Origin of the sequence: Microbacterium sp. LMI13-1-1.1, assembly GCF_040815625.1 — a bacterium.
Lineage (GTDB): Bacteria > Actinomycetota > Actinomycetes > Actinomycetales > Microbacteriaceae > Microbacterium > Microbacterium forte.
This window is the reverse complement of the sequence record NZ_JBFPNL010000005.1, coordinates 938,244-959,895: the sequence shown is the minus strand read 5'-3', so window position 1 is coordinate 959,895 and position 21,652 is coordinate 938,244. Positions and strand designations below refer to the sequence as shown.

The 21,652-nt window shown below is 68.5% G+C and carries 19 protein-coding genes and 1 tRNA gene; 5 read left to right on the top strand and 15 right to left on the bottom strand.

The genetic code is table 11. The features are described from left to right. Positions 1–91: 91 nt before the first annotated feature. Genes MRBLMI13_RS11430 through MRBLMI13_RS11420 form a run of 3 tightly spaced genes read right to left on the bottom strand, consistent with a single transcriptional unit; the run spans position 92 to position 3,023 of the window. Complete coding sequence (locus MRBLMI13_RS11430; RefSeq protein WP_367822604.1) at positions 92–1,153, bottom strand: Gfo/Idh/MocA family protein; 1,062 nt, start codon at positions 1,151–1,153, stop codon at positions 92–94. Then, positions 1,150–1,896: a cupin domain-containing protein gene (locus tag MRBLMI13_RS11425; protein ID WP_367822602.1), complete on the bottom strand. Its 747-nt coding sequence runs from the start codon at positions 1,894–1,896 to the stop codon at positions 1,150–1,152. The genes MRBLMI13_RS11430 and MRBLMI13_RS11425 overlap by 4 nt, the downstream gene beginning before the upstream one ends. Next, positions 1,893–3,023 (bottom strand): Gfo/Idh/MocA family protein, encoded by a 1,131-nt coding sequence (locus MRBLMI13_RS11420; RefSeq protein WP_367822600.1) that lies wholly within the window; start codon positions 3,021–3,023, stop codon positions 1,893–1,895. Before MRBLMI13_RS11420 ends, MRBLMI13_RS11425 begins: the two co-directional genes overlap by 4 nt. A gap of 101 nt (positions 3,024–3,124) precedes the next feature. Here MRBLMI13_RS11420 and MRBLMI13_RS11415 point away from each other — a divergent pair, with 101 nt between their 5' ends. Genes MRBLMI13_RS11415 through MRBLMI13_RS11405 form a run of 3 tightly spaced genes read left to right on the top strand, consistent with a single transcriptional unit; the run spans position 3,125 to position 5,504 of the window. After that, positions 3,125–4,111, top strand: a complete 987-nt coding sequence (locus tag MRBLMI13_RS11415) for a LacI family DNA-binding transcriptional regulator (protein ID WP_367822598.1) — start codon at positions 3,125–3,127, stop codon at positions 4,109–4,111. Between the two features lie 22 nt (positions 4,112–4,133). After that, positions 4,134–5,069, top strand: a complete 936-nt coding sequence (locus MRBLMI13_RS11410) for an NAD(P)-dependent oxidoreductase (protein WP_367822596.1) — start codon at positions 4,134–4,136, stop codon at positions 5,067–5,069. Between the two features lie 39 nt (positions 5,070–5,108). Then, complete coding sequence (locus MRBLMI13_RS11405) at positions 5,109–5,504, top strand: VOC family protein (protein ID WP_042537065.1); 396 nt, start codon at positions 5,109–5,111, stop codon at positions 5,502–5,504. 7 nt (positions 5,505–5,511) lie between these two features. Here MRBLMI13_RS11405 and MRBLMI13_RS11400 read toward each other — a convergent pair whose 3' ends face one another. The 3 genes from MRBLMI13_RS11400 to MRBLMI13_RS11390 all read right to left on the bottom strand — a co-directional run bounded on the left by MRBLMI13_RS11400 (position 5,512) and on the right by MRBLMI13_RS11390 (position 8,436). Further along, positions 5,512–6,486 carry an NAD-dependent epimerase/dehydratase family protein gene (locus MRBLMI13_RS11400; protein ID WP_367822593.1) on the bottom strand — a complete coding sequence of 325 codons (975 nt, stop codon included), beginning with the start codon at positions 6,484–6,486 and terminating at the stop codon, positions 5,512–5,514. An 82-nt stretch (positions 6,487–6,568) separates the two neighbouring features. Next, positions 6,569–7,225 carry a GntR family transcriptional regulator gene (locus tag MRBLMI13_RS11395; protein ID WP_367822591.1) on the bottom strand — a complete coding sequence of 219 codons (657 nt, stop codon included), beginning with the start codon at positions 7,223–7,225 and terminating at the stop codon, positions 6,569–6,571. A 170-nt stretch (positions 7,226–7,395) separates the two neighbouring features. Continuing rightward, positions 7,396–8,436, bottom strand: coding sequence for an aldo/keto reductase (locus tag MRBLMI13_RS11390; RefSeq protein WP_367822589.1), 1,041 nt, complete (start codon positions 8,434–8,436; stop codon positions 7,396–7,398). Positions 8,437–8,684: 248 nt separating this feature from the next. Between MRBLMI13_RS11390 and MRBLMI13_RS11385 the strand changes: the two genes are divergently transcribed. After that, the gene (locus MRBLMI13_RS11385) at positions 8,685–11,282 is read left to right on the top strand and encodes an excinuclease ABC subunit A (RefSeq protein ID WP_367822588.1); all 2,598 of its coding nucleotides are present in this window, start codon (positions 8,685–8,687) and stop codon (positions 11,280–11,282) included. Positions 11,283–11,337: 55 nt separating this feature from the next. On the opposite strand, the gene MRBLMI13_RS11380 is transcribed toward MRBLMI13_RS11385, so the two are convergent. The 9 genes from MRBLMI13_RS11380 to MRBLMI13_RS11340 all read right to left on the bottom strand — a co-directional run bounded on the left by MRBLMI13_RS11380 (position 11,338) and on the right by MRBLMI13_RS11340 (position 20,588). Further along, positions 11,338–11,426: transfer RNA gene (locus tag MRBLMI13_RS11380), tRNA-Ser, on the bottom strand. Between the two features lie 194 nt (positions 11,427–11,620). After that, a complete protein-coding gene (locus MRBLMI13_RS11375) occupies positions 11,621–12,628 on the bottom strand; it encodes a LacI family DNA-binding transcriptional regulator (RefSeq protein WP_309694128.1) in 1,008 nt (335 codons plus the stop codon). A 43-nt stretch (positions 12,629–12,671) separates the two neighbouring features. Continuing rightward, complete coding sequence (locus MRBLMI13_RS11370) at positions 12,672–13,349, bottom strand: hypothetical protein (RefSeq protein WP_079112235.1); 678 nt, start codon at positions 13,347–13,349, stop codon at positions 12,672–12,674. A gap of 2 nt (positions 13,350–13,351) precedes the next feature. Next, entirely contained in the window at positions 13,352–14,245 is an 894-nt protein-coding gene (locus tag MRBLMI13_RS11365) for a carbohydrate ABC transporter permease (protein ID WP_042537055.1), read from the bottom strand. Next, positions 14,242–15,243: a carbohydrate ABC transporter permease gene (locus MRBLMI13_RS11360; RefSeq protein ID WP_042537052.1), complete on the bottom strand. Its 1,002-nt coding sequence runs from the start codon at positions 15,241–15,243 to the stop codon at positions 14,242–14,244. Before MRBLMI13_RS11360 ends, MRBLMI13_RS11365 begins: the two co-directional genes overlap by 4 nt. 67 nt (positions 15,244–15,310) lie before the next feature. Continuing rightward, the gene (locus MRBLMI13_RS11355) at positions 15,311–16,606 is read right to left on the bottom strand and encodes an ABC transporter substrate-binding protein (protein WP_367822585.1); all 1,296 of its coding nucleotides are present in this window, start codon (positions 16,604–16,606) and stop codon (positions 15,311–15,313) included. A gap of 163 nt (positions 16,607–16,769) precedes the next feature. After that, positions 16,770–17,696, bottom strand: coding sequence for a hypothetical protein (locus MRBLMI13_RS11350; RefSeq protein WP_367822583.1), 927 nt, complete (start codon positions 17,694–17,696; stop codon positions 16,770–16,772). Beyond that, positions 17,693–18,784, bottom strand: coding sequence for a Gfo/Idh/MocA family protein (locus tag MRBLMI13_RS11345; RefSeq protein ID WP_367822581.1), 1,092 nt, complete (start codon positions 18,782–18,784; stop codon positions 17,693–17,695). Before MRBLMI13_RS11345 ends, MRBLMI13_RS11350 begins: the two co-directional genes overlap by 4 nt. Positions 18,785–18,812: 28 nt before the next feature. Then, entirely contained in the window at positions 18,813–20,588 is a 1,776-nt protein-coding gene (locus tag MRBLMI13_RS11340) for an ABC transporter ATP-binding protein (protein WP_367822579.1), read from the bottom strand. Positions 20,589–20,652: 64 nt separating this feature from the next. Between MRBLMI13_RS11340 and MRBLMI13_RS11335 the strand changes: the two genes are divergently transcribed. Continuing rightward, positions 20,653–21,618, top strand: coding sequence for a serine hydrolase domain-containing protein (locus MRBLMI13_RS11335; RefSeq protein ID WP_367822577.1), 966 nt, complete (start codon positions 20,653–20,655; stop codon positions 21,616–21,618). Positions 21,619–21,652 lie beyond the last annotated feature (34 nt).

Genomic DNA, 21,652 nt, shown 5'->3' with positions numbered 1-21,652 from the left:
GGCGACCGCGTCGGACGCGCACTGCGAACCACGCGCGAGGCAGCGGATGCCGAAGGCGGATGCCGAAGGCGGATGCCGAAGGCGGATGCGGTCAGCCGGCGAGCACCCGAGCGTCGCGCTGGGCGATGATGCTCAGCTCGGCTGCGGCGAAGGCGTGCTGCTGCGTCATCGCATCCTCGGTGCGGTCGAGGCAGTCGCGGATCAGCCGGCCGAAGAACGGGAACCCCGTCTTGCCCGTCGCATCGAACCGGAACTGCCCGTCCTGATTGACGAGCAGCACCTGACCGCCGCCGTTGTCGGTCGTGATGTCGGTGTACTTGCGCAGCTCGATGTACCCGTCGGTGCCGAGCAGCACGGTGCGCCCGTCGCCGAAGACGTCCAGTCCTGCCGGGGTGAACCAGTCCACGCGCACGTAGCCGGTCGTGCCGTTGTCGAGCACCACGTGTGCGTCGCCGAAGTCCTGCAGCCCCGGGGTCTCGCGATGCGCGTAGTTGGCGACCGTCGAGCTGACCACCTCTCCGTTTGTCGCGCCGGTGTAGTGGAGCATCTGCTCGAAGTTGTGGCTGCCGATGTCGCAGATGATCCCGCCGTACTGCTCGGGGTCGTAGAACCAGTCGGGGCGCCCGGTGCCGATGCGATGAGGGCCGAACGACGCGACCTGGAGCACGGTTCCGATCGCTCCCTGATCGATCAGCTGGCCGGCGAGGATCGCCGCCTCGGAGTGCACCCGCTCGCCGTAGTAGACGGCGAACTTGTGCCCGGTGCGCTCGACGGCCTCGCGGGCCGCGGCGAGGTCGTCCATCGTCGTGATCGCGGGCTTGTCGGCGAAGAAGTCCTTGCCGGCGTCGAGGACGCGGACACCGAGCCGAGCCCGCTGATTGGCGATCGACGCGCTCGCGACGAGTCGCACGTGCGGGTCGTCGAGCACCTCCTGCTCGCTGGCGGCCGCCCGCGCCTGCGGGAACCGCTCGACGAAGTCGGCGAGCTTCGCGGGGTCGGCGTCGTAGACGAGCGACAGCGTGGCGCCAGCCTCGAGAAGCTGCTCGACCATGCCGAAGATGTGGCCGTGGTCGAGCCCCACGGCGGCGAACACGAACTCACCGGGGCCGACGACCGGCTCCGGCAGCGGATCGAAGGTGTAGGTGCGGGTCATCGCAGGGTCTCCTCATCGTTCACGCCACCATCGTTCACGCTATAGGTGCGCAGGCGTCCGCACATGCCGAATGCGCGCTCTCCCACCGAGGGTGCGGCCCGGTGCACGCGGGCGTCGGCCAGGTGCGCCACAGAGCCCGCTGCCACCGCCTCGGCGAGCGCGAGCGAGTGCTCGGCGTGAGCCAGTGGACCCTCTCGCACCAGGTCGGGCCATGTCCGGGCACGGTCGAGCACGAGCGCCCCAGCAGCATCGTGGAAGGCGGTGAGAGCGGTGCGGTCGCCGGCGGCCACGGCGTCCCGCAGCGTCTCGAACCCCGTCACCGCGAGGTCGCGTCGTCGTCCGGCTCGTGCCGCGCGTTCGCCGTCGTCGTCCCCGAGCGACACCGCTGCGGCATACGCGTCGGGGTCGCCGACGACGTCGGACGGAAAGGTCAGCACGGCATCGCCCGCCTCGGGCAGCCCGGCATTGCTCATGAGCACGACCACGCGCAGGTCTCCGCGGTTCACGGCGCGGTGGATCGTGCCGGGGGTGAACCACACGACCGACCCGGCAGTCAGGGTCGTCTCACGGACTCCGTCGGCGTCGATCGTCTGCAGCGCGCCCTCACCCGAGATCACGACATAGGCCTCGGTCGAGACGAGGTGCATGTGGGGGCTCCCTCCGCAGATGCCGTCGGGCGCGGCATCGGCATACACGTCGAGATGAGACAGCGAGGTGCCACCCGGGAACGAGGATGCGGTCACGATGCCGCCTCCACCAGCGACGACGTCTTCTCGAAGAAGTGCGGAGCGTGCGCGACCAGCTGCCCGGCTCGGTAGTAGGGGTCGGACGCGGCGATCGGCAGCGACACGAACTCGCGTTCGAACCCCGCCTTGTAGATGGCGGTGACCACCTCGACCGCATTGCGGCCGTCCTGCCCCCCGGCGATCGGCGTCCGGCTGTCGCGGATCGCGGCGATCAGATCGCCGATCTGACCCTCGTGGCCGAGATGCGCGAGCGGTGTGCGGCCGGCGACGAGAGCCTCGATGCGCGCCACGACGTCGGGCGCCCCGCCGTCTTCGGGGAATCCGTCGCGCCGGGACTGCTCTGCGACGACGGAGAACGGCTGCGACACCCGCGCATCCGCACCCTGAATCACGATCGCCTGCTCCTCGCCGTGGTGCACCACCGAGCTGGTCAGCTGGGCGAGGCCGCGGTCGTACCGGAAGATCGCGACCGAGAGATCCTCGACCTCGGCGTTGTCGTGCTGCGCGTTGGCGAGCATGGCGGTGATCTCGGTCGGAGTCCCCAGCAGCCACAGCAGCAGGTCGATGTGGTGGATGGCGTGGTTCAGCGTGCATCCGCCGCCCTCTTTCTCCCACGTACCGCGCCACCAGAGGTCGTAGTAGGGCAGCCCTCGCCACCAGGCCGAGTCGACGCGCACGTGCGAGATCGAGCCGAGCAGACCGGAGTCGACGACGTCCTTCAACGCGGCGAGGTCGTCACGGAACCGGTTCTGCGCGACGACAGACAGCACTCTGCCCGAGCGCTCCTGTGCCGCGAGCATCGCATCGCACTCTTCGAGCGAGGGGGCCATCGGCTTCTCGACGAGCACGTGGATCCCCGCGTCGAGGGCGGCGATCGCCAGCGACGCGTGCGTCGACGGCGGAGTCGCGATGCTCACGACGTCGAGGCCCGCGTGGGCGATCATCTCGAGCGGATCGTCGAACGTCGCCGCATCCGCGAGTCCGAAGGCCCCGGCCTTCTGCGCCGCCCTGCCCGGGATCACGTCGGCGAGCGCGACCACCTCGCACTCGTCACGGAACGCGAGGTATCCGCTGATGTGCGCGTCGGCGATCCCGCCGGTGCCGATGATGCCGATCCTGAGCATTCGCTGCCTCCTCGATGAGGTGTTACTACGTATTACTAAGACGTAGTAGATACTATCGAGAGGCACACCCGTCACGTCAAGCCCGGGAAGGGACGGATGCCGTGGACAAGAGGCCGACGAGCCATGACGTCGCACACCTCGCCGGGGTGTCGCAGTCGACCGTGTCCTTCGTCTTCACCGGGCGCGCCGGAATCTCGGAGGCCACCCGAGACCGGGTGATGCGAGCGGCATCCGAGCTGAACTACCGGCCGAACCTCGCCGCCCGCTCCATGCGCACGCACCGCACCGGGCGACTCGCGGTCGTCGTGCCGATCGCCACCATGAACCCGCTCACCCTGCTGTCGGGTGCGATCTCCGCCGCCCGCGAGGAGGGCTACGTCGTCGAGGTCGTGAGTTTGCCCGAGGACCCGACGGCCCGCGACGAGCGCCTCTCCGAGCTCGTCGACTCCGGTCAGTACGAGGGGGTGCTCGCATTCACCCCGCTCCCCTTCACTGACACGAACGGGGGCGGCGGGCCCGTCGTGCTGTCGGTGGGCGAGTTCGACGACGCCATGCACATGACCGGCGAGTTCACCGATTCCCGTCCGATCGCCGAGATGATCGAGCGACTCGCCGCGCAGGGCCACAGGAGATTCGTGCACCTGGCCGGCCCCGACGACTTCCCGTCGGCGCGAGCCCGCCGCGCCGCCTATCTCGACACGATCGCCCGACTCGGACTCGAGTCACTGGGGGTGTTCGGCGACGAGTGGAGCGGCAGCGCCGGTGAGGCCGCCGTCGACGCGCTGCCGGCGGATGCACCGCCCCTGGCCGTGATCGCGGCGAACGACGTCATCGCGACGGGCGCCATCCGCGCGGCGACCAGGCGCGGATGGACTCTGCCCGACGACGTCGCCGTCACCGGGTGGGACGACCACCCCCAGAGCGCGTTCCTCGTGCCCTCGCTGACGAGCGTCTCGCAGGACCGCGAGAGACTGGGGGCCTACTCGATGCATCGCCTCATCGCCGCCGTGCGCGGTGGAGAGCCGCCGACCAAACCCGACGGTCTGCTCACCGTGATCTGGCGCGAGTCGACCGAATCCCCCCGCTGACCGCCGTGAACCGGAGACGCACATGAAGATCCTGATCCCGAACACCATCGAGCTGCCGCTGACAGCAGACGTCGAGACCGTCGTCTACGACATCGACGCGGACGTCCCCGATGAGCACCGCGACGCGGAGGTGCTGGTGGTCTGGCACAACTCCTCGTCGTGGCTGCAGCACGCAGCTCGCGTGCTCCCCCGGCTGCAGCTCGTGCAGGCTCTGGCCTCGGGAGCCGACGCGGTGCTGAACGCCGGGTTCGCGGCGGACGTGCGCATCTGCTCGGGTCGCTCGCTGCACGACGGCCCCGTCGCCGAGCACGCCCTGGCGCTGATCCTGAGCGCGGTGCGCCGACTCGACCGCCTGCGCGACGCCCAGCGCGAGCACCGCTGGGACGACGAGTTCATCGACGAGCAGAGTGCTGTCGAGACCCGGGCGCTGCACACGCTCTCCGGTGCTCGGGTGACCATCTGGGGCTTCGGCTCGATCGCTTCGACGCTCGCTCCGTCGCTCACCGCACTCGGGGCCGAGGTGCAGGGCATCGCCCGCACCGCCGGCGAGCGGTCGGGCTTCGACGTGCACGCGGATGCCGATGCGACCGATGTGCTGGCAGACACCGACGTGCTGGTGTCGATCCTGCCCGCCACCGACGAGACCGCCGATCTGTTCGACGCCGAGGTGTTCGCCGCGCTCAAGCCCGGTGCCGTGTTCGTGAACGTGGGTCGGGGTGCCACCGTCGACGAGGGCGCCTTGATCGCGGCACTCGAGTCAGGGCAGCTGCGCGCCGCAGCGATCGACGTCGCGAAGTCGGAGCCGCTCCCGGCATCCGATCCGCTCTGGGAGGCGCCGAACCTGCTCATCACCCCGCACATCGCCGGCAACCGGCCGGTGGGTGCCGCCCGGCTCGTCGACGACAACGTCACCCGCCTGCTCGCCGGCGACGGTCTCGTGAACCAGGTGCGGCCATAGGGTCTGGACACCTCGCCGGGAGCGGCGCATGCTGAACCCATGACCGCCTTTCAGACAGCACACGCGTTCAGCGGATTCAGCGTCGACGACATCGATGCCGCCCGCTCCTTCTACGGCGACACCCTCGGCATGGACGTCACCACCAACGCCATGGGGTTCCTCGACATCAGCCTGCCCGAGGGCGGGTCGATCCTCGTCTACGCCAAACCGAACCACGAGCCCGCGAGCTTCACGATCCTCAACTTCCCGGTGGATGACGTCGAGGCCGCCGTCGACGAGCTCAACGGCCGCGGGGTCGTGACGAAGATCTACGACGACTCGGAGTTCGACACCGACGACAAGGGCATCCTTCGGGGCGGCCCGGACCGCGGACCCGACATCGCCTGGTTCAAGGACCCCGCAGGCAACGTGCTCGCCGTGCTCGCCGCCGGCTGATCCGGCGTCAGCCGAGCAGGCCGTCGAACAGGGCGTTCACGGCAGGATCGACCCGCTGCAGGTCGGGGTGCGCGTCGTGCCAGTCGATGATCTCTCGCGCCGCCGTGTGCAGAGGTATGACGGGGGTGAAGTCGGGCACGACCCGGCGGATCTTCGTGTTGTCGAAGACGACCGAGTGCGCCATGTCGCCCGAGAGCTGACCGGCGCGATCCGGTGCGGCATCCTCGATCGCCGCGCTTGTGGCATAGCGGATCTTCGGCTCGGCCCCGGCCGCGCGTCCGAGGATCGAGTAGATCTCGTTCCATGTGTAGACGAAGTCGCTGGTGATCTGGAAAGTGTCGCCGTAGGCGAGCGGGTTGCCGAGCAGCCCGGCGAATCCGACGGCGAAGTCGCTCGAGTGGGTGAGGGTCCACAGCGACGTGCCATCGCCGTGCACGATGATCTCCTGGCCACGGCGGATGCGATCGATCGCCGTCCATCCGCCGAACGCCGGGATCGTCCTTTTGTCGTAGGTGTGCGAGGGACGCAGCACCGTGACCGGGAAGCCGCGGTCGCGATAGGCGGCGGTGAGCAGGTCTTCACACGCGATCTTGTCTCGCGAGTACTGCCAGTACGGGTTGCGCAGCGGCGTCGACTCGGTGATCGGCAGGCGGGCGACGGGCTTCTGATAGGCGGATGCCGAGCTGATGAAGACGTACTGCCCCGTGCGACCCTCGAAGCGGTCGATGTCGCGCTGCACCTGGTCAGGCGTGAACGCGATCATGTCGGCGACGACGTCGAACTCGCGCCCGGCGAGCGCGGCGTCGACCGCGGCGGCATCCGTGATGTCGGCCGTCAGCACCTCGACGCCCTCCGCGGGCTCCCGGCGCGACTGCCCGCGATTCAGCAGCGTCACCTCCATGCCTCGGGATGCGGCGAGCGCACTCGCCGCCGAGGAGATGATTCCGGTTCCACCGATGAACAACACCTTCGTCGCAGCCATGCATCGACTCTATCGACGGGTCAGGCAGGGGGCTCCGAACCGCTGAGGTCATGCTCCCCTGATCTCCGCAACGAGCCGCGGATCAGACGAGGTGCTCGAAAAGGGCGCGAACGGCTGTCTCGACGGCATCCCGGTCGCCCGCGCGCATCGCGTGCGCGGCGGCTTCGGCCGCGACGGATCGCGCCTGAGCCACGCCGTCACCGCGGGTGATCCCGGAGAACTGCAGGGCGCACTGGGCCAGGATCGTTGCCTCGACGAGATGGATCGCCTGGCGAGGATGCTCGATGAGGTCGGTCACGGCAGTGAGGAACCCGATGACTGCCGCGTTGCGGCTGGTGTCCCCGACGGCGCCGCCGATCTCTTCGACGTGGACCGCGAGTTCTGAGCGCACGCCCTCGGCGGTGGTCGGCAGTGCCTTCTTGAGCGCTGTGCCCGCGAGCACCCCGGCATAGCTGAGGGCGGCGCAGGAATCGGACGCCGAGAAATCGGCGACCTTGGTGTAGCGGGCGGGAGTGACCTCGACCAATCCGATGTCGCGGAGCCGGATGATCGCTTCGCGGATCGGGTTCAGCGACATGTGCAGCTCCTGAGCGAAGCGTGCGGTGTCGAGCCGGTCACCGGACACGTACTCGCCCCGGAGAATCGCCGCGAGGATGTGCTGGAAAGCGAGTTCGGGCAGCGGAACAGGGCTGCGATGACTCCACTGGTGCGTCCGTAGCTCGACGTGGGCGATGGTCATCTGAGGCTCCTCGGGATCCGTTGCGGACGCTCCCGTTCGCAGGGGCGTCCACTAACCAGACCCGCTGGCGCACGGAATATTACGCGACGGCGTCAGAAAGGTCCGAGAAGCCCCGCCTGACAGCGTGTGCGGGGCAGCACGCCACCACGGAATCCCGATCCCTGCACTGTTCAGACCACGCTGGTGCCGGGTTCTGCGGCGAACTCCTCGAGAGCGGCGATGACGTCATCCGACAGCTCGACCTGGCTCGCAGCCACGGCGTCGTCGATCTGGCCGGTGCGCGAGGCTCCGATGATCGCGGTCGTCACCACGGGGTCGCGCAGCACCCACGCCACGGCGAGCTGCGGGATCGACAGACCCGCCTCCTTCGCGACGCGGTCGATGCCGCGGATGCGCTCGAGGTAGCTGTCGGTGAGGGCCGATCCGTCGAGGAAGTGGCTGTTGGCCGCGCGCGAGTCGGCGGGGACGTCGCCGTCGATGTACTTGCCGGTGAGCAGGCCCTGAGCGAGCGGCGAGAAGACCGCGCTGCCGACCTTCAGCCCACGCAACGCCGGGAACAGCTCGGCCTCGGGAGTGCGGTCGAACAGCGAGTACCGGGGCTGATGCAGCAGCAGCTTCACTCCCTGGTCCGCCAGCAGCTCATAGGCCTGCCGAGCGAGATCCGCCGGGTAGTTCGAGATGCCGACGTAGAGCGCCTTCCCGCTGCGCACGATGTCGACGAGCGCCGTCACCGTCTCCTCGAGCGGCGTCTCGGAGTCGGGGCGGTGCGAGTAGAACACGTCGACATAGTCGGTGTTCATGCGCTGCAGGCTCTGCTCGAGGGAGCGCGTGAGGTATTTGCGCGAGCCGCCGTCGCCGAACGGGCCCGGCCACATGTCGTACCCCGCCTTGGTCGTGACGAACAGCTCGTCGCGATAGCGGGCCAGGCCGCTGTCGAGCACGGCGCCGAACGTCGACTCGGCCGATCCGTAGGGCGGACCGTAGTTGTTGGCGAGGTCGATGTGCACGACCCCGCGGTCGAAGGCGTGCAGGACGATCTCGCGCTGGCTGTCGAACGAGCGATCGCGTCCGAAGTTCTGCCAGAGGCCCAGCGACACCTTGGGCAGCTGGATGCCGCTCGCGCCCGCGCGCTGGAACGGCACGTCGGTGTAGCGGGTGGACGCGGCCTCGTAGGCGTGCGTCAGGCGGGGGTCATCAGCGGCGATGGGCATGGACGATGCTCCTCTGCAGGCGGGGGAAGTTCTCCAGGATAGCGTTTTCTGGCGGCCGACCGAGGGCATGGATCGCGGTCGCCAGCGCCATCCGGGAAGCCTTCGTGCGACTCGGCTGATCGGTCCGCCTTCCCGATCGACCGACCGCTGTCAAGCACCCCCGCGAAGTCGACGGGCGGGGTAGCGTGGCGCAGAGACGGCGATCGCCGCATCCACCCCCGCTCTTCGCGGGAGACGAGAAGAGGTCCATGATGGGCAGGACCCTACCGTCGAAGCGCTCGGGCACGTCGAACTCCATCGTCGTGACCGGCGCACGTGTGCACAACCTTCGCGATGTCGACGTCGCGATTCCTCGTGACGCCCTCGTCGCCTTCACGGGCGTCTCGGGCTCGGGCAAGAGCTCGCTCGCGTTCGGCACGCTGTACGCCGAAGCCCAGCGTCGGTACTTCGAATCGGTGGCGCCCTATGCGCGGCGCCTGATGAGCCAGGTCGACATCCCCGACGTCGATGCCATCGAGGGGCTGCCCCCTGCCGTCGCCCTCCCCCAGCAGCGCACCGCCGGCAGCGCCCGATCGACCGTCGGCAGCGCCACGTCCATCGGCAACGTCGTGCGCATGCTGTACTCGCGCGTCGGGACCTACCCGCCTGGCGCCGACCCGCTGTTCGCCGAGGACTTCTCCGCGAACACCGTGCAGGGCGCCTGCCCGCGGTGCCACGGGATCGGGCAGGTGTATGACGTGCCCCTGCACCTCATGGTGCCCGACGAGTCGCTGACGATCCGCGACCGTGCTCTCGATGCCTGGCCCCGGGCGTGGCACGGCAAGCAGCTCATCGACAGCCTGATCTCCCTCGGCTACGACATCGACATCCCGTGGCGCGATCTGCCGGAGGAGCAGCGTGAGTGGGTGCTGTACACCGAGGAGTCCCCGCAGGTGCCGGTGTTCACCGACCGCGGCCCGGCGCAGGTGCGCAAGGCCGTCGCCGCCGGCATCGAGCCGTCGTACATGAGCACGTTCGTCGGGGTGAAGCAGTACGTGCTCAACACGTTCGCCCACTCGAAGAGCGCGAAGATGCGCGAGAAGGCGGCGGGCTTCATGGTCAGCGTCCGCTGTCCGATGTGCGAGGGACGCCGACTGAAGCCCGAGGCGCTCGCCGTGACGTTCGCCGGTCTCGACATCACACAGATGGCCGCGTTGCCGCTGGCCGACCTCTCGGCTCTCCTCGAGACGGCCCTCAACCCGTCCGACGGCGGGTCGGCCGCCGAATCCGACAGCGAAGCGCTCTCGCCCGAGAAACAGCTCGCCGCGCAGCGTCTGGTCGACGAGCTGCGCGATCGGGTCTCTCCGATCATCGAGCTCGGTCTGGGATACCTCTCGCTGGATCGGTCGACTCCCACCCTCTCGTCCGGGGAGCTGCAGCGCATGCGCCTCGCGACCCAGGTGCTCTCGCAGCTGTTCGGGGTCATGTTCGTGCTCGACGAGCCGTCTGCCGGGCTGCATCCCGCCGACGGCGAAGCGCTCGTGCGCATCCTCCGCTCGCTCAGGGACTCGGGCAACACCGTCTTCTTCGTCGAGCACTCACTCGACGTGATCCGGCATGCGGACTGGATCGTCGACATCGGCCCCGGCGCGGGAGCCACGGGGGGCGAGATCGTCTACTCGGGTCCGATCGACGGGCTCCGCGAGGCGGAGCACTCCCAGACCCGGCGCTACCTGTTCGCCGATGCCCCGCGCGCCGAACAGCAGACGCCGAAGGCGGGCCCTCGCGAGCCCGACGGCGAACTCGTGCTCACCGACGTCTCACGGAACAACCTCCGCAGCGTCTCGGTGTCGATCCCCCTGGGCTGTCTCACCGCCGTCACCGGCGTCTCCGGATCGGGCAAGACGTCTCTCGTCACCCAGGCCCTGCCCGATCTGCTGCAGAAGAGCCTCTCCAGCGAGGTGGACGGCTCGACGATCGACACGTCGGGAGACGAGCGGAGCGTCGCGTCAGCTGATCCGCTGTTCTCCTCTCCGACGGCGGAGACGGCGGGGCGCGCGTCCGGTCCCGCCGGCCGCGTGCGCCGGGTCGTGCAGGTCAGCCAGAAGCCGATCGGCCGCACGTCACGATCGAACGTGGCGACGTACACGGGGCTCTTCGACCGCGTCCGGGCTCTGTTCGCCGCGACTCCGGAAGCACGCCGGCGGCGGTACGCCGCGAGCCGGTTCTCGTTCAATCTGCCGAGCGGACGATGCCCCACCTGCAAGGGCGAGGGAACGGTGGAGGTGGAGCTGCTCTTCCTCCCCACCGTCCATGCGCCCTGCAGCACGTGCGGCGGCACCCGCTACAACCCGGACACCCTCGAGATCGAACTCCACGGGCACACCATCGCCGACGTGCTCGCCCTGAGCGTGAACGACGCGCGTGTTCTCTTCGCCGACGATGCCGACGTCGCTCGACACCTCGACGCGCTTCTCGACGTGGGACTGGGGTATCTGCCGCTGGGTCAGTCGGCGACCGAACTCTCCGGCGGCGAGGCGCAGCGAGTGAAGCTGGCGTCCGAGCTGCGGCGTGCCCAGCACGGCGACACCCTCTACCTGCTCGACGAGCCCACCTCGGGACTGCATCCGTCGGACACCGATCGGCTGCTCGTGCATCTTCAGCATCTGGTGGACGCCGGCAACACGGTCGTCATGGTCGAGCACGACATGCGCGTGGTCGCGCAGGCCGACTGGGTGATCGACATGGGCCCCGGCGCAGGAGACCTCGGAGGCACGGTCGTGGCGCAGGGGACCCCGGGCTCGATCGCCTCGGCGAGCGGGAGCACGACGGCGTCATACCTTGCGGATGCCCTCGCAGCACGGTGATTCCGGACCAGGTGACTGAAACAGAAAATCCCTGCGTGAGCAGGGATTTCTACTGCGGAGACGAGGGGATTTGAACCCCTGGTCCCCGTGAGGGGACTCCACCTTAGCAGGGTGGTGCACTCGGCCGGACTATGCGACGTCTCCAGGCATCCGCTCCGTGAAGATCGGATGCACCTTGCAAGCATAACGGGTTACCGCGGCAGTCACGAATCGCCGTACCGATCGTTGAGCGAGGCCCGCGAAGCGGCCCGAGACGAAACGTGGCAGGTTCCGCTGAAGGGGTCGCGACGTTTCGTCTCAGTCGACTTGGTCGTCTTCGCTCAACGACCGGGGTCGCGTCAGGCTGCGCCGGAGCTCGACTCCCGCACCACGAGTTCGGGCTGGAACCGCACGCGGCGGTCGTGCTCGACCCCGTCGAGCTCTTTCAACAGCAGGTCGACCCCGGTCCAGCCGAGCAGCCTGGCCGGCTGGCGCACCGAGCTCAGCGGCACGACGGTGGCGGAGGCGAAGTCGATGTCGTCATATCCGACCATCGCGATGTCGTGGGGCACGCGGATGCCGGAGCCGAAGCTGAACGCCTGCAGAAGCCCGACGGCGAGCAGGTCGTTCGCGGCGAAGACGGCATCTGGACGCGACTCTGCCGGACGCGCCGCGATCGCTTCACCCGCCGCCCGCCCCTGGAGAACGGAGAGAGCGGACTGCTCGACGATCTCGAGCGTCACATCGGGGTGGGCCGCGACCGCCGCCTGCACTCCGCGAAGACGATCGGCGACCTGCTGCACCGATTGCGGCCCGCCGACGAAGGCCAGACGACGACGCCCGGATGCGAGCAGGTGCTCGGCCGCGAGACGGCCGCCCTCGACGTCGTCGACGGAGACCGACGGAAGAAGCCCCTCCTCCACCTCACGGTCGACGAGGATCACCGGCATCCCCCCGGCGGCGAAACGATGCACGGCCGAGAGATCCTCGGAGGCGGGGGTCAGCAGCACGCCGTTGACCCGCTGCTCCTGGAAGAGCTCGAGATGCGCCAGCTGGCGCTCGTCTCGTTCGTCGCTGTTGCCGAGCAGCACGGTCATTCCGGCATCCGCTGCTCTGTCTTCCGCTCCCCTGACCACCTCGGCGAAGAACGGGTTGCCGATATCGGGCACCACGAGGCCGATGCTGCGGCTGCGACCGGCGCGCAACTGCCTGGCAGCGTCGTTGCGCACGAAGCCGAGCTCCTGGATGGCCCGCTGCACGCGTTCGACCGTCTTGGCTGACACGCGCTCCGGCTGATTGAGGACATTCGAGACGGTGCCGACCGAGACGCCGGCCGCAGCCGCGACGTCCTTCACCCCTACCGCCATCGCCTGCCTCCGTCTGTTCGCGCGTGCGCCAACGACTACCTTCTCATTCCGTGCGGTGCACTCCGCGCCTGCGACGCGCGGGCACGGCGACGACGGCGAGCGCCGCACAGCCGATCCCGGCGATGAACAGCGGCGCGAGCGCCCAGGTCACGACGCCGGTGAAGACCGCGGCGGCCGCGATGTAGGCGGCGCCTGCGGCATCCGCTCGGATGGCTGCCGGCACCTCGCGAACCGCTGCGCGCCACCCCTGCTGAGGAGACCAGGCACCCGCGGCCATCAGGATCGCGACGGCGAGAACGAGAAGCCCGGCCCAGCCGACGACCGCGATGACCTCACCCCCGGGCAAGGCACCAGACCCGGCCAGCACGACGTCGAGCGTGAGCACTCCCGCGATCAGCGCGGCCGCAACACCGACCACGAGCGAGGGCAGGATGCCGGCACGCACGTCATCCCAGAAGAGACCTGCCCGCGAGTCCTCCGCGGCGACGAAGCGACGCAGATGACGGATGCCGGCGGCGAGCGCGATCGGCAGGGTGACGACGCCGAGGGCCACGACGGTCATCATCAGACCGATCGTGAGCACCTCGCCGAACAGACCGAACTTGGCGGTCGCCCCGGGGTTGACGCCCGGTTCGATGCCGGCGACCGTCGGGCCGGCGCCCGAGCGCGCCTCGCGCTTCGCCGCCCGGTGCTCCCGGCGGTCTCCGCTGATGACCGACATGGCTATCCCTTCAGACCCTGCGTCGCCACACCGTCGACGAGGAAGCGCTGGAACACCACGAAGAAGAGCAGCACCGGCAACAGGGCCACGAACGAGGCCGTGACCGTGGCCCCGTAGTCCGACGTCGACGACTGGTCGTTGTACAGACGCAGCGCGATGGGCAGCGGATAGTTCTCGGGGCTCGTCAGGTAGAGCAGCGGCCCGAGGAAGTCGTTCCACGCCCAGATGAACGAGAAGATCGCGCAGGTGATCAGGGCGGGCTTGATCAGCGGCAGGATGATCGCCCAGAAGATCCGGAAGTGACCGGCGCCGTCGATGCGTGCCGCTTCGTCCATGTCGCGCGGCATCTGACGGATGAACTGCACGAGCAGGAAGACGAAGAACGCCTCGGTGGCCAGGAACTTCGGCAGGATCAGCGGGATGAAGGTGTCGACCCATCCGAGCTGATTGAAGATGATGTACTGCGGGATGATCACGACGTGGAACGGCAGCAGCAGTGTGCCGATCATCGCGGCGAACAGCACCCCGAGACCCTTGAACTGCACCCGGGCGAACGCGTAGGCGGCGAGAGCCGACGAGAGCACGGTGCCGACCACGGCGGATGCCGCGAGGATCAGCGAGTTCAGGAAGAAGCGCCACATCGGCACTCCGGCGATGCCCTCCATGACCTTGCCGTAGTTCTCGATCGTCGGCGCCTGCGGGAACAGACCGGGGTTCTGACCGAACTCGGAGTTCGGCTTGAACGTCGACAGGAACAGCCAGAGCAGCGGGTAGAGCACGACCGCGGTCAGCACGAGAAGGCCGACGAACCAGATGACGGTCTGCCAGGTCTTGCGCTTCACGCGCCGGCGAGGCGAGGGGGCGGATGCCGTGACGACGGCTTCTGTGATGCTCATTTGTCGTCTCCCGAGTAGTGCACCCACGACCGCTGGGTGCGGAACAGGATGAAGGCGATGATCGCGACGACGATCAGCAGGACCCACGCGATCGCTGCCGCGTAGCCCATCTGTCCGTCGGAGAATCCGCGCTTGTACAGGTACACGGTGATGAAGTTCGTCATGCCGGCGGGTCCGCCGGTGCCGTTGGAGATGATGTACGCCGAGGCGAACACCTGGAAGGCGCCGATCAGGCCCAGCAGCAGGTTGAAGAACATCACCGGGGAGAGCATCGGGATGGTGACGGCACGGAAGCGGCGGTAGGCGTTGGCCCCGTCCATCTCGGCCGCCTCGTACAGCTCCTTCGGAATCTGCTTGAGACCGGCGAGGAAGATCACCATCGTGGCCCCGAACTGCCACACGGCGAGCAGGATCATCATCGGGAGCACGAGGCTCGGGTTTCCGATCCACCCTCCGAGGTCGACGCCGAAGACCTGCAGACCGCTGTCGACCGGACCGTCGGACGAGAACATCGCGCGCCACACGATCGCGACCGACACGGAACCGCCGATGAGCGACGGAGCGTAGAAGGCCGAGCGGAAGAAGCCGGCGCCCTTGTCGCGATAGTTCAGGAGCATCGCGACGCCGAGCGCCGCGGCGAGGGTGATCGGGGTGCCGATGAACACGTAGACCAGGGTGATCTGCGCCGACTGGATGAAGTTCGGGTCGCTCGTGAAGAGACGGATGTAGTTGTCCAGCCCGATCCACTTGGGCGGCTGGAAGATGTTGTACTTCGTGAAGGAGAGGTACAGAGAGTAGATCATCGGCACGGCGGTCAGGCCGAAGAAGCCGATGAGCCAGGGGGTGAGGAACGCATACCCCGTCGCGGTCTCGCGGCGCAGACGTGCGCGCTGACCCGGTCGTGCCAGTTCCTTCTCGGGGCGTCGGCCGCTGCGCAGCGTTCGTCCTCGTCCGGACTTCTCGTCCGTGACGATCGTCCTCGTCGCCGTCGTGCTCATGACAGCTCCTTCCGAAGTGTGCGGGGTGCGGTGGGCCGGGTGGAGATCACCCGGCCCACCGACGGAATCACTGGTTGAGGACGACGTCCATCTCGGAGAAGAACTGCGTCACGGCCTCGTCGACCGTCGTCGTGCCGAAGTTGAGCTCGGTGCCCAGCACGCGGAACTTCTCCTCGAGGGTGCCGTAGCCGACGATCGGCACGGGCGGGGCGTCGCCGAGGCGGTCGGCGATCGACTCCTCGTAGTCCTTGACGATCTGGCTCATCGGGTCGAGCTCAGCTGCCTCGAGAGCGGTCTCGGAGGCGGGAAGACCACGGTTGGTTCCGAAGATCTCGCCGGACTCGGGCGAGTTGACCAGGAAGTTGACGAGCGTCGCGGCCGCCTCCGGGTGCTCGGTCTTGGCCGAGATCGTGTGCAGCATCGACGGCTTCAGGTAGAGGTCCTTCTCGCCTTCCTTCGTCACGGGCGGGGCGACGAGGCCCAGCTCGGTGTAGCTCTCGCCGAGGTTGGCGAGGTAGCCCGCACCGAAGTTGTCCCACGTCATCTCGCTGGCGTTCTTCGCCGCGTCGAATGCCGTGAGCGGGTTGAGCTCCTCGACGACCTGCTGCGGCACCACGACGCCGTCGCGGATGTCATCGCCGGACTCCCAGAACTCCTTGAGGCGGTCCTCGTCGAAGCCGGGGGTGCCGTCTTCGTCGAACAGGTTCTTGCCCTCGCTGCGCAGCTGCAGCTCGAAGTTCTGGATGCGGCCGGTCCAGTCGGACCCGCCCCAGAAGTCGCCAGCGCCCGCCTCGGTGACCTCATCCATCCAGTCGTCGTAGTCCTCCCAGTCGCCTCCGGCGAACTCCTCGACACCCGCGGTCTCGAGCAGCGTCGGGTTCGTGAAGACACCCCAGGCGTTGGTCGACGTGGCGATGCCGTAGGTCGTGTCGTCGACCACGCCGATGCTGAGGATGTTCTCGGGCAGCGGGTCGGTCTCGATGACGGATCCGAGGTAGGGCTCGAGGTCGAGCAGCAGTCCGTTCTCGGAGTACTGACGAAGGTAGGAGTAGTCGAACTGCATGACGTCGGGGAGACCGCCACCGGCCGCCTCGGTCTGACGCTTCTCCCAGAACTCCGGGAATCCGAGGAAGGTCGCGTTGACCGTGATGTTCGGGTACTCCTCGTTGAACGCCTCGATCGCCTGGTTGTAGAGGTCGGCGCGGACGTCGTTGCCCCAGAACGCGAGGTCGAGGGTGACCTTCTCGTCGGGGTCGTAGGTGGGCTCGCCCTCAGGGCTGCCGCCGCCGGCGCAGCCGGCGAGTACCAGCGCTGCGCTGGTGGCGACGGCCGCTGCGGCCGCCAGACGCTTCTTGCTGAACATCGTTGTCCTCTCTGGTGAACGTCCTCGTTCGGCAATGCCGCGGAACGCCTGTGTCCATGTGGTGCGGGGAGCGATCTCCATAGTGCGGGGAAAACGCTTACCTGCACGCTAATCCAGATTGAAACGTTTCGCAACCGGCAATTCGCGGCGCCAATTACATCGATTACCGCGGGATCTTCCAGTCTTTCACGACGAGGTTCCCGGCCTCGACCTCGAGACCCAACCGATATACCGCCGCGCGCCTCCGCTCACCCGTCGCGGCGTGCACCGGTGCTGCCTCCGCGGTGGCGAAGAGGTAGAACCAGAGGTCGTCTCCGTGGTGCACCTGAGCGCCGTGATTGCCGTGCCCTCCCCCGGGAGCATGGGCGAGGATGACGGCATCCTCACCACCCTGACGGGCCCACCGGATGCCGTCTTCGGAGCGGTACACACCCATCCCTCGCCATTCGTCGACGATCATCCACCAGAATCCGCCGAGGTCGAAGACCGTCGGCCCCTCATGGGGACGTCCGCCGATCGCGACGCCGTCGAGACGCCAATCGTCGAGGTCGACGGATGACGCGACCATCGTGACCGAGTCCGCCGCCTCATCCTTGTACCAGAGGCGCCACAGTCCGTCGGGGGTGCGCGCGACCGCTGCGTCGATGACCCGATCGCTGCTCAACGCGAGCGGACCGCGTCGTTCCCAATGACGGAGGTCATCTGAGAGGTACTCGACGATCGAGCGCGCGAAACCGGGCCAGCGATCGGGGATGCCGTCGATCTCGGTCAGGTACATGCGCCAGTGCTCACCGTCCCAGACGACCTCGGGCGCCCAGTGGGTGCGGTCGACCTCGCGGGGCGGTGGCCCGGGCACGAGACCGAGGCCGGATGCCGCCGGCTCCAGAGTGCCGTCGTAGCGCCAGTCCACTCCGTCTTCCGAGGTCGCGACGCCGATGCGACTTCCGTGGATCCATGAGACCCCCGGCCCGGCGTCCTCGACGCTCGCCCGGCGCTGTGTGTAGAACATCCACCACAGTCCGTCCGCGTCGATCACGACTCTCGGATCGGTGACGCCGTCGTAGACGGGGTCGCGATAGAGCTCTCTCATCGGCGCAGATCGGTGACCGGGCTCGCGAAACCGGCGCGGTGGGTGGGGTGTGCGGCCAGGATCTCGGGGGTGATCACGGCGCCGTCAGCCGCGGCCGAAGCGTAGATCCCCGCCACGATCTCGAGCGAACGAGCAGGCGCGTCCGCGGTCGCCGGCAGCGGCCCGCCGTCGAGCAGAGCGTCGAAGACGTCACGCAGCAGCGGCTCGTGATCGCTGCGCTCCTCGGCATCCGGGAATCCCCACCCCTCGGCCTCGGATTCGAAGCCCGGCGCCGGGGTGATCCGCCAGTTCTCGTGGCCGTGCCCGTAGACATGATCGACCGTGATCGTGGCCTTCTGCGTGTCGATGCGGATCGAGCTCGCCTCTCGGGGCGACACCGCACTGGTGATCAGCTGAGCGACCACTCCCCGGTCGAACACGATCGTCGCAGTCGAGACGTCTTCGGTCTCGGTCTCGCGGTCGAGGCGCCAGAGCCTGCCCTGCACCGACGACCAGTCGCCCAGCAGGTGCGCGAGCAAGTCGATCTGATGGATGCCGTGTCCGAGCGTCGTGCCACCGCCCTCGGTCGCCCATTTGCCGCGCCACGGCACCGCGAAGTAGTCGGCGTCGCGGAACCAGAGCGTCTGACACACGGCGACCAGGGGGCGTCCGAGCGCGCCGCTCTGCAGCAGCGAGCGCACGTGTGCGGCGGCCGTTCCGGTGCGCTGCTGGAAGACGACCGCAAGCTGTCTGCCGGCGGCATCGGCGGCGGCCCGCATGTCGTCGAGCTCATCGAGCGACGGCGCCGGCGGCTTCTCGACGATCACGTGCGCGCCCGATGCGAACGCGGCGAGCGACTGCTCGCGGTGCGGAGCCGGCGGCGTGCAGATGAGCACGACGTCGGGCTGCTCGGCGGCGAGCATGTCGTCGAGGTCGCCGTAGGCGGCAGCGATGCCGTATCTGCCGGCGAACTCCTGGGCCTTCTCGAGGCTGAGATCGGCGACGGCGACGAGCTCTGCGCGCGGGTACGCGGCGACGGCGCGGGCGTGCGAGTTGGCCACGGCTCCGGTGCCCACCAGGGCAGCGCGAAGTCTCTTGTCTGACGTCATGGGTCCTCCTCAGGACGGAGAGTCGGGGTCATCTCATGCCGTTCTGCACCAGGTGCAACCGAGCGTATCGCCCGTCTGCGGCGAGCAGCTCGTCGTGCGAACCCTGCTCGACGATGCGTCCGCGTTCGAGCACGACGATGCGGTCGGCCTGGCGGATCGTCGACAGGCGGTGCGCGACCACGAGCGTCGTGCGACCGCGCATGAGCCTTTCGAGCGCCTCCTTGACGAGTCCTTCGGACTCGGGGTCGAGGGCGCTCGTCGCCTCGTCGAGCAGCAGGATCCGCGGGTCGCGCACGAGGGCGCGGGCGATCGCCAGCCGCTGCCGCTGACCACCCGAGAGGCGCGCGCCTCGCTCGCCGACGACGGTGTGCCACCCCTGCGGCTGCTCGTTCACGAACTCCCACGCGTTGGCGTCTCGCAGAGCCCGTTCCACCCGATCCGGCGTGACATCCGGCATGCCGTAGGCGATGTTGTCGAAGACCGAGCCCTCGAACAGCACCGACTCCTGAGGGACGACCGAGATCGATCGGCGCACTGTCCGCAGGTCGAGCTCCTGCATGTCCTGACCGTCGAGCCTGATGCGACCGCTCGTGGGTCGGACGAACCCGAGCACGAGGTTGAGGAGCGTCGACTTCCCCGATCCCGACGACCCGACGAACGCGACCGTCTCGCCGGGAGCGATGCGCAGATCGATCTCGAACAGGGCGTCATCGTCGGCGTCCGCATACCGGTGGCTCGCCGCATCCAGCACGATCTCGCCCGCCACCGTCGAGACCATGCGCTTGCCGGAGTTCTGCTCGACGTCGGGCTCCTGAAGCACCTCGGCGATCGAGCGCACCGACTCGAGGCCGCGGGCTCCGACCGGAATGAGCATCAGCAGCTGGGTGAGCCCGCCGGTCAACAGGGTGAAGTAGCTCGAGAGCATCACGACCTCGCCGGGCGTGATCGGCAGGAAGCCGGTGAGCGCGCACACGGCCGCGAGCATGAGGCAGGCGACGCCGAGCAGCTGCATCGCCACCCACGAGATCGACGCCACTCTGCCGTTCAGAAGGTCGAGGTCGAGACCCGCCTTGCGGACTCCGTCTGCACCGCCCGCGACACGGCTGATCGCCGTCTCCTCGAGTCCGTGAGCGCGGGTCACCGGGATCAGCGACGCCATCTCGCCGACCCGGGCAGACAGCGTCTCGATCTCGCGGCGGAAGACCTCGTTGCGACTCTGCGAGCGATTGCGCATGCCATAGCGGATGCCGATGGCGATCGGCACGGCGAGGGCGTAGACGGGAAGGAACTGCGGCACCGTGATCGCCGTCATCCCGAGTGCACCGAGCATCACCATGGTCGATGACAGCAGCGGATGCGTGACCTGCTGCAGCATCAGCTCGACGTTCTCGACGTCGCGCACGACCTTCGTCTGCACGATCGACGAGCTCATCCGCGTGTGATATCCGATCGAGAGACTCTGCAGTCGGGCGGTGAGCGCGTTGCGCAGGTCGGCGCCGAGGTCTCGCACCACGGTCATGAAGTTGCGCGTGTAGATGATGTGGTTGGGGTAGTTCTGCAGCAGGAGCACCGCGGCGAGCGCGAACCACCACAGCACCTCGGTCACCTCGCCGTCGCTCGCCACCACGTCGATGATCGCCGCGGTGATCACCGGCAGGAACCAGAGCGGAATCTCCTTGATCGCGAACGCGGTGATCGCGAAGGTCAGCCGCCAGGGCCGGCGGGCGATGAGGCGCAGCACAGAGCGAGTCGGGTGATTCCCATCGATGAGCGCGGTCGGATGGGAAAGCGCTTTCTGTGCCATGGTCCTATCGTAGAGTCACCGCACCTCTCACGGAAGCGCGACCCCCGGATCGACAGGAGCACACATGACCTTCGACGCAGCATTCGACTGGGCGCGCCGTCACGTGCAGGCGGAACACCTGCCGACAGCGGTGCTCGGCATGGCGACCGCCGACGGGATCGTCGACCTCGAGGGATTCGGGGCAGCGACCGATGCCGTGTACCCGCTGTTCTCGATCACGAAGGTGCTCACCGGCATCACCGCGACGAGAGCCATCGAGCGCGGTCTGCTCACACCGGACACTGCCCTCACTGATGCGCTGCCCGATTTCGGATCGTCCCGCGACGACATCGTGCGACTCCGGCATCTCGCATCGCACACCTCCGGGATCTCCGAGCCCGCCCTCGACACGGCGCTGCCGCTGCGCCAGGAGCTGCTCACGAGAGGGCGGGACTTCGCTGCGGGAACAGCCTCGCGCTACTCGACGATCGCCTTCGAGGGCATCGCCGCGCTGATCGAACACGCGACCGACACGACGTGGGATGCCGGGACCCTCGAGTGGGCCCACCGCATCGGCGCGATCGGACTGACCCTCGACACCGCGCAGTCGGTCGGCGTCCCTGATGCCGCGGCGGGCGGGCTCGACCTCGACCGGTTCCACGCGACGCGTGCGCCCGGTGCGGGGATGCTGGGTCGCGCAGAGGACCTGCTCCATCTCGGCGCCGAACTGCTGCGCATCGGCCGCGGCGAGCGCGACGGCATCCTGTCTCCCCCCGGCCTGGCGATGATGCTGCGCCCGCTGACCGGCGACATCCCCCGCCTCGACCCCTACCCCGACGGGCGCGGTCAGGACTGGGGGTTCACGTTCAACCTGCGCTCGCGGGCGCCCGGGCTCGTCGACCGCGACGTCTACGGCCACGGCGGCTGGGCCGGCACCGAGTTCTGGGTGCACCCCGGTGCGGGGATCTGCTGGGTGCTGCTCACGAACGCGGCGGTGCGCCCCGGCGTCGACGCCGACGAGCTCGACAACGCGATCGTCGCGGCCCTGTAGGCCGCCGACCTTCACTTGACACGGCCATCGGCCC

Coding starts and splice junctions, on each gene's coding strand:
- MRBLMI13_RS11350 (WP_367822583.1), bottom strand. CDS start 17,696: ATGAGAGAGCTCTATCGCGACCCCGTCTACGACGGCGTCACCGATCCG.
- MRBLMI13_RS11335 (WP_367822577.1), top strand. CDS start 20,653: ATGACCTTCGACGCAGCATTCGACTGGGCGCGCCGTCACGTGCAGGCG.
- MRBLMI13_RS11430 (WP_367822604.1), bottom strand. CDS start 1,153: ATGACCCGCACCTACACCTTCGATCCGCTGCCGGAGCCGGTCGTCGGC.
- MRBLMI13_RS11400 (WP_367822593.1), bottom strand. CDS start 6,486: ATGGCTGCGACGAAGGTGTTGTTCATCGGTGGAACCGGAATCATCTCC.
- MRBLMI13_RS11420 (WP_367822600.1), bottom strand. CDS start 3,023: ATGCTCAGGATCGGCATCATCGGCACCGGCGGGATCGCCGACGCGCAC.
- MRBLMI13_RS11405 (WP_042537065.1), top strand. CDS start 5,109: ATGACCGCCTTTCAGACAGCACACGCGTTCAGCGGATTCAGCGTCGAC.
- MRBLMI13_RS11370 (WP_079112235.1), bottom strand. CDS start 13,349: ATGTCGGTCATCAGCGGAGACCGCCGGGAGCACCGGGCGGCGAAGCGC.
- MRBLMI13_RS11410 (WP_367822596.1), top strand. CDS start 4,134: ATGAAGATCCTGATCCCGAACACCATCGAGCTGCCGCTGACAGCAGAC.
- MRBLMI13_RS11340 (WP_367822579.1), bottom strand. CDS start 20,588: ATGGCACAGAAAGCGCTTTCCCATCCGACCGCGCTCATCGATGGGAAT.
- MRBLMI13_RS11390 (WP_367822589.1), bottom strand. CDS start 8,436: ATGCCCATCGCCGCTGATGACCCCCGCCTGACGCACGCCTACGAGGCC.
- MRBLMI13_RS11385 (WP_367822588.1), top strand. CDS start 8,685: ATGATGGGCAGGACCCTACCGTCGAAGCGCTCGGGCACGTCGAACTCC.
- MRBLMI13_RS11345 (WP_367822581.1), bottom strand. CDS start 18,784: ATGACGTCAGACAAGAGACTTCGCGCTGCCCTGGTGGGCACCGGAGCC.
- MRBLMI13_RS11365 (WP_042537055.1), bottom strand. CDS start 14,245: ATGAGCATCACAGAAGCCGTCGTCACGGCATCCGCCCCCTCGCCTCGC.
- MRBLMI13_RS11395 (WP_367822591.1), bottom strand. CDS start 7,225: ATGACCATCGCCCACGTCGAGCTACGGACGCACCAGTGGAGTCATCGC.
- MRBLMI13_RS11375 (WP_309694128.1), bottom strand. CDS start 12,628: ATGGCGGTAGGGGTGAAGGACGTCGCGGCTGCGGCCGGCGTCTCGGTC.
- MRBLMI13_RS11360 (WP_042537052.1), bottom strand. CDS start 15,243: ATGAGCACGACGGCGACGAGGACGATCGTCACGGACGAGAAGTCCGGA.
- MRBLMI13_RS11355 (WP_367822585.1), bottom strand. CDS start 16,606: ATGTTCAGCAAGAAGCGTCTGGCGGCCGCAGCGGCCGTCGCCACCAGC.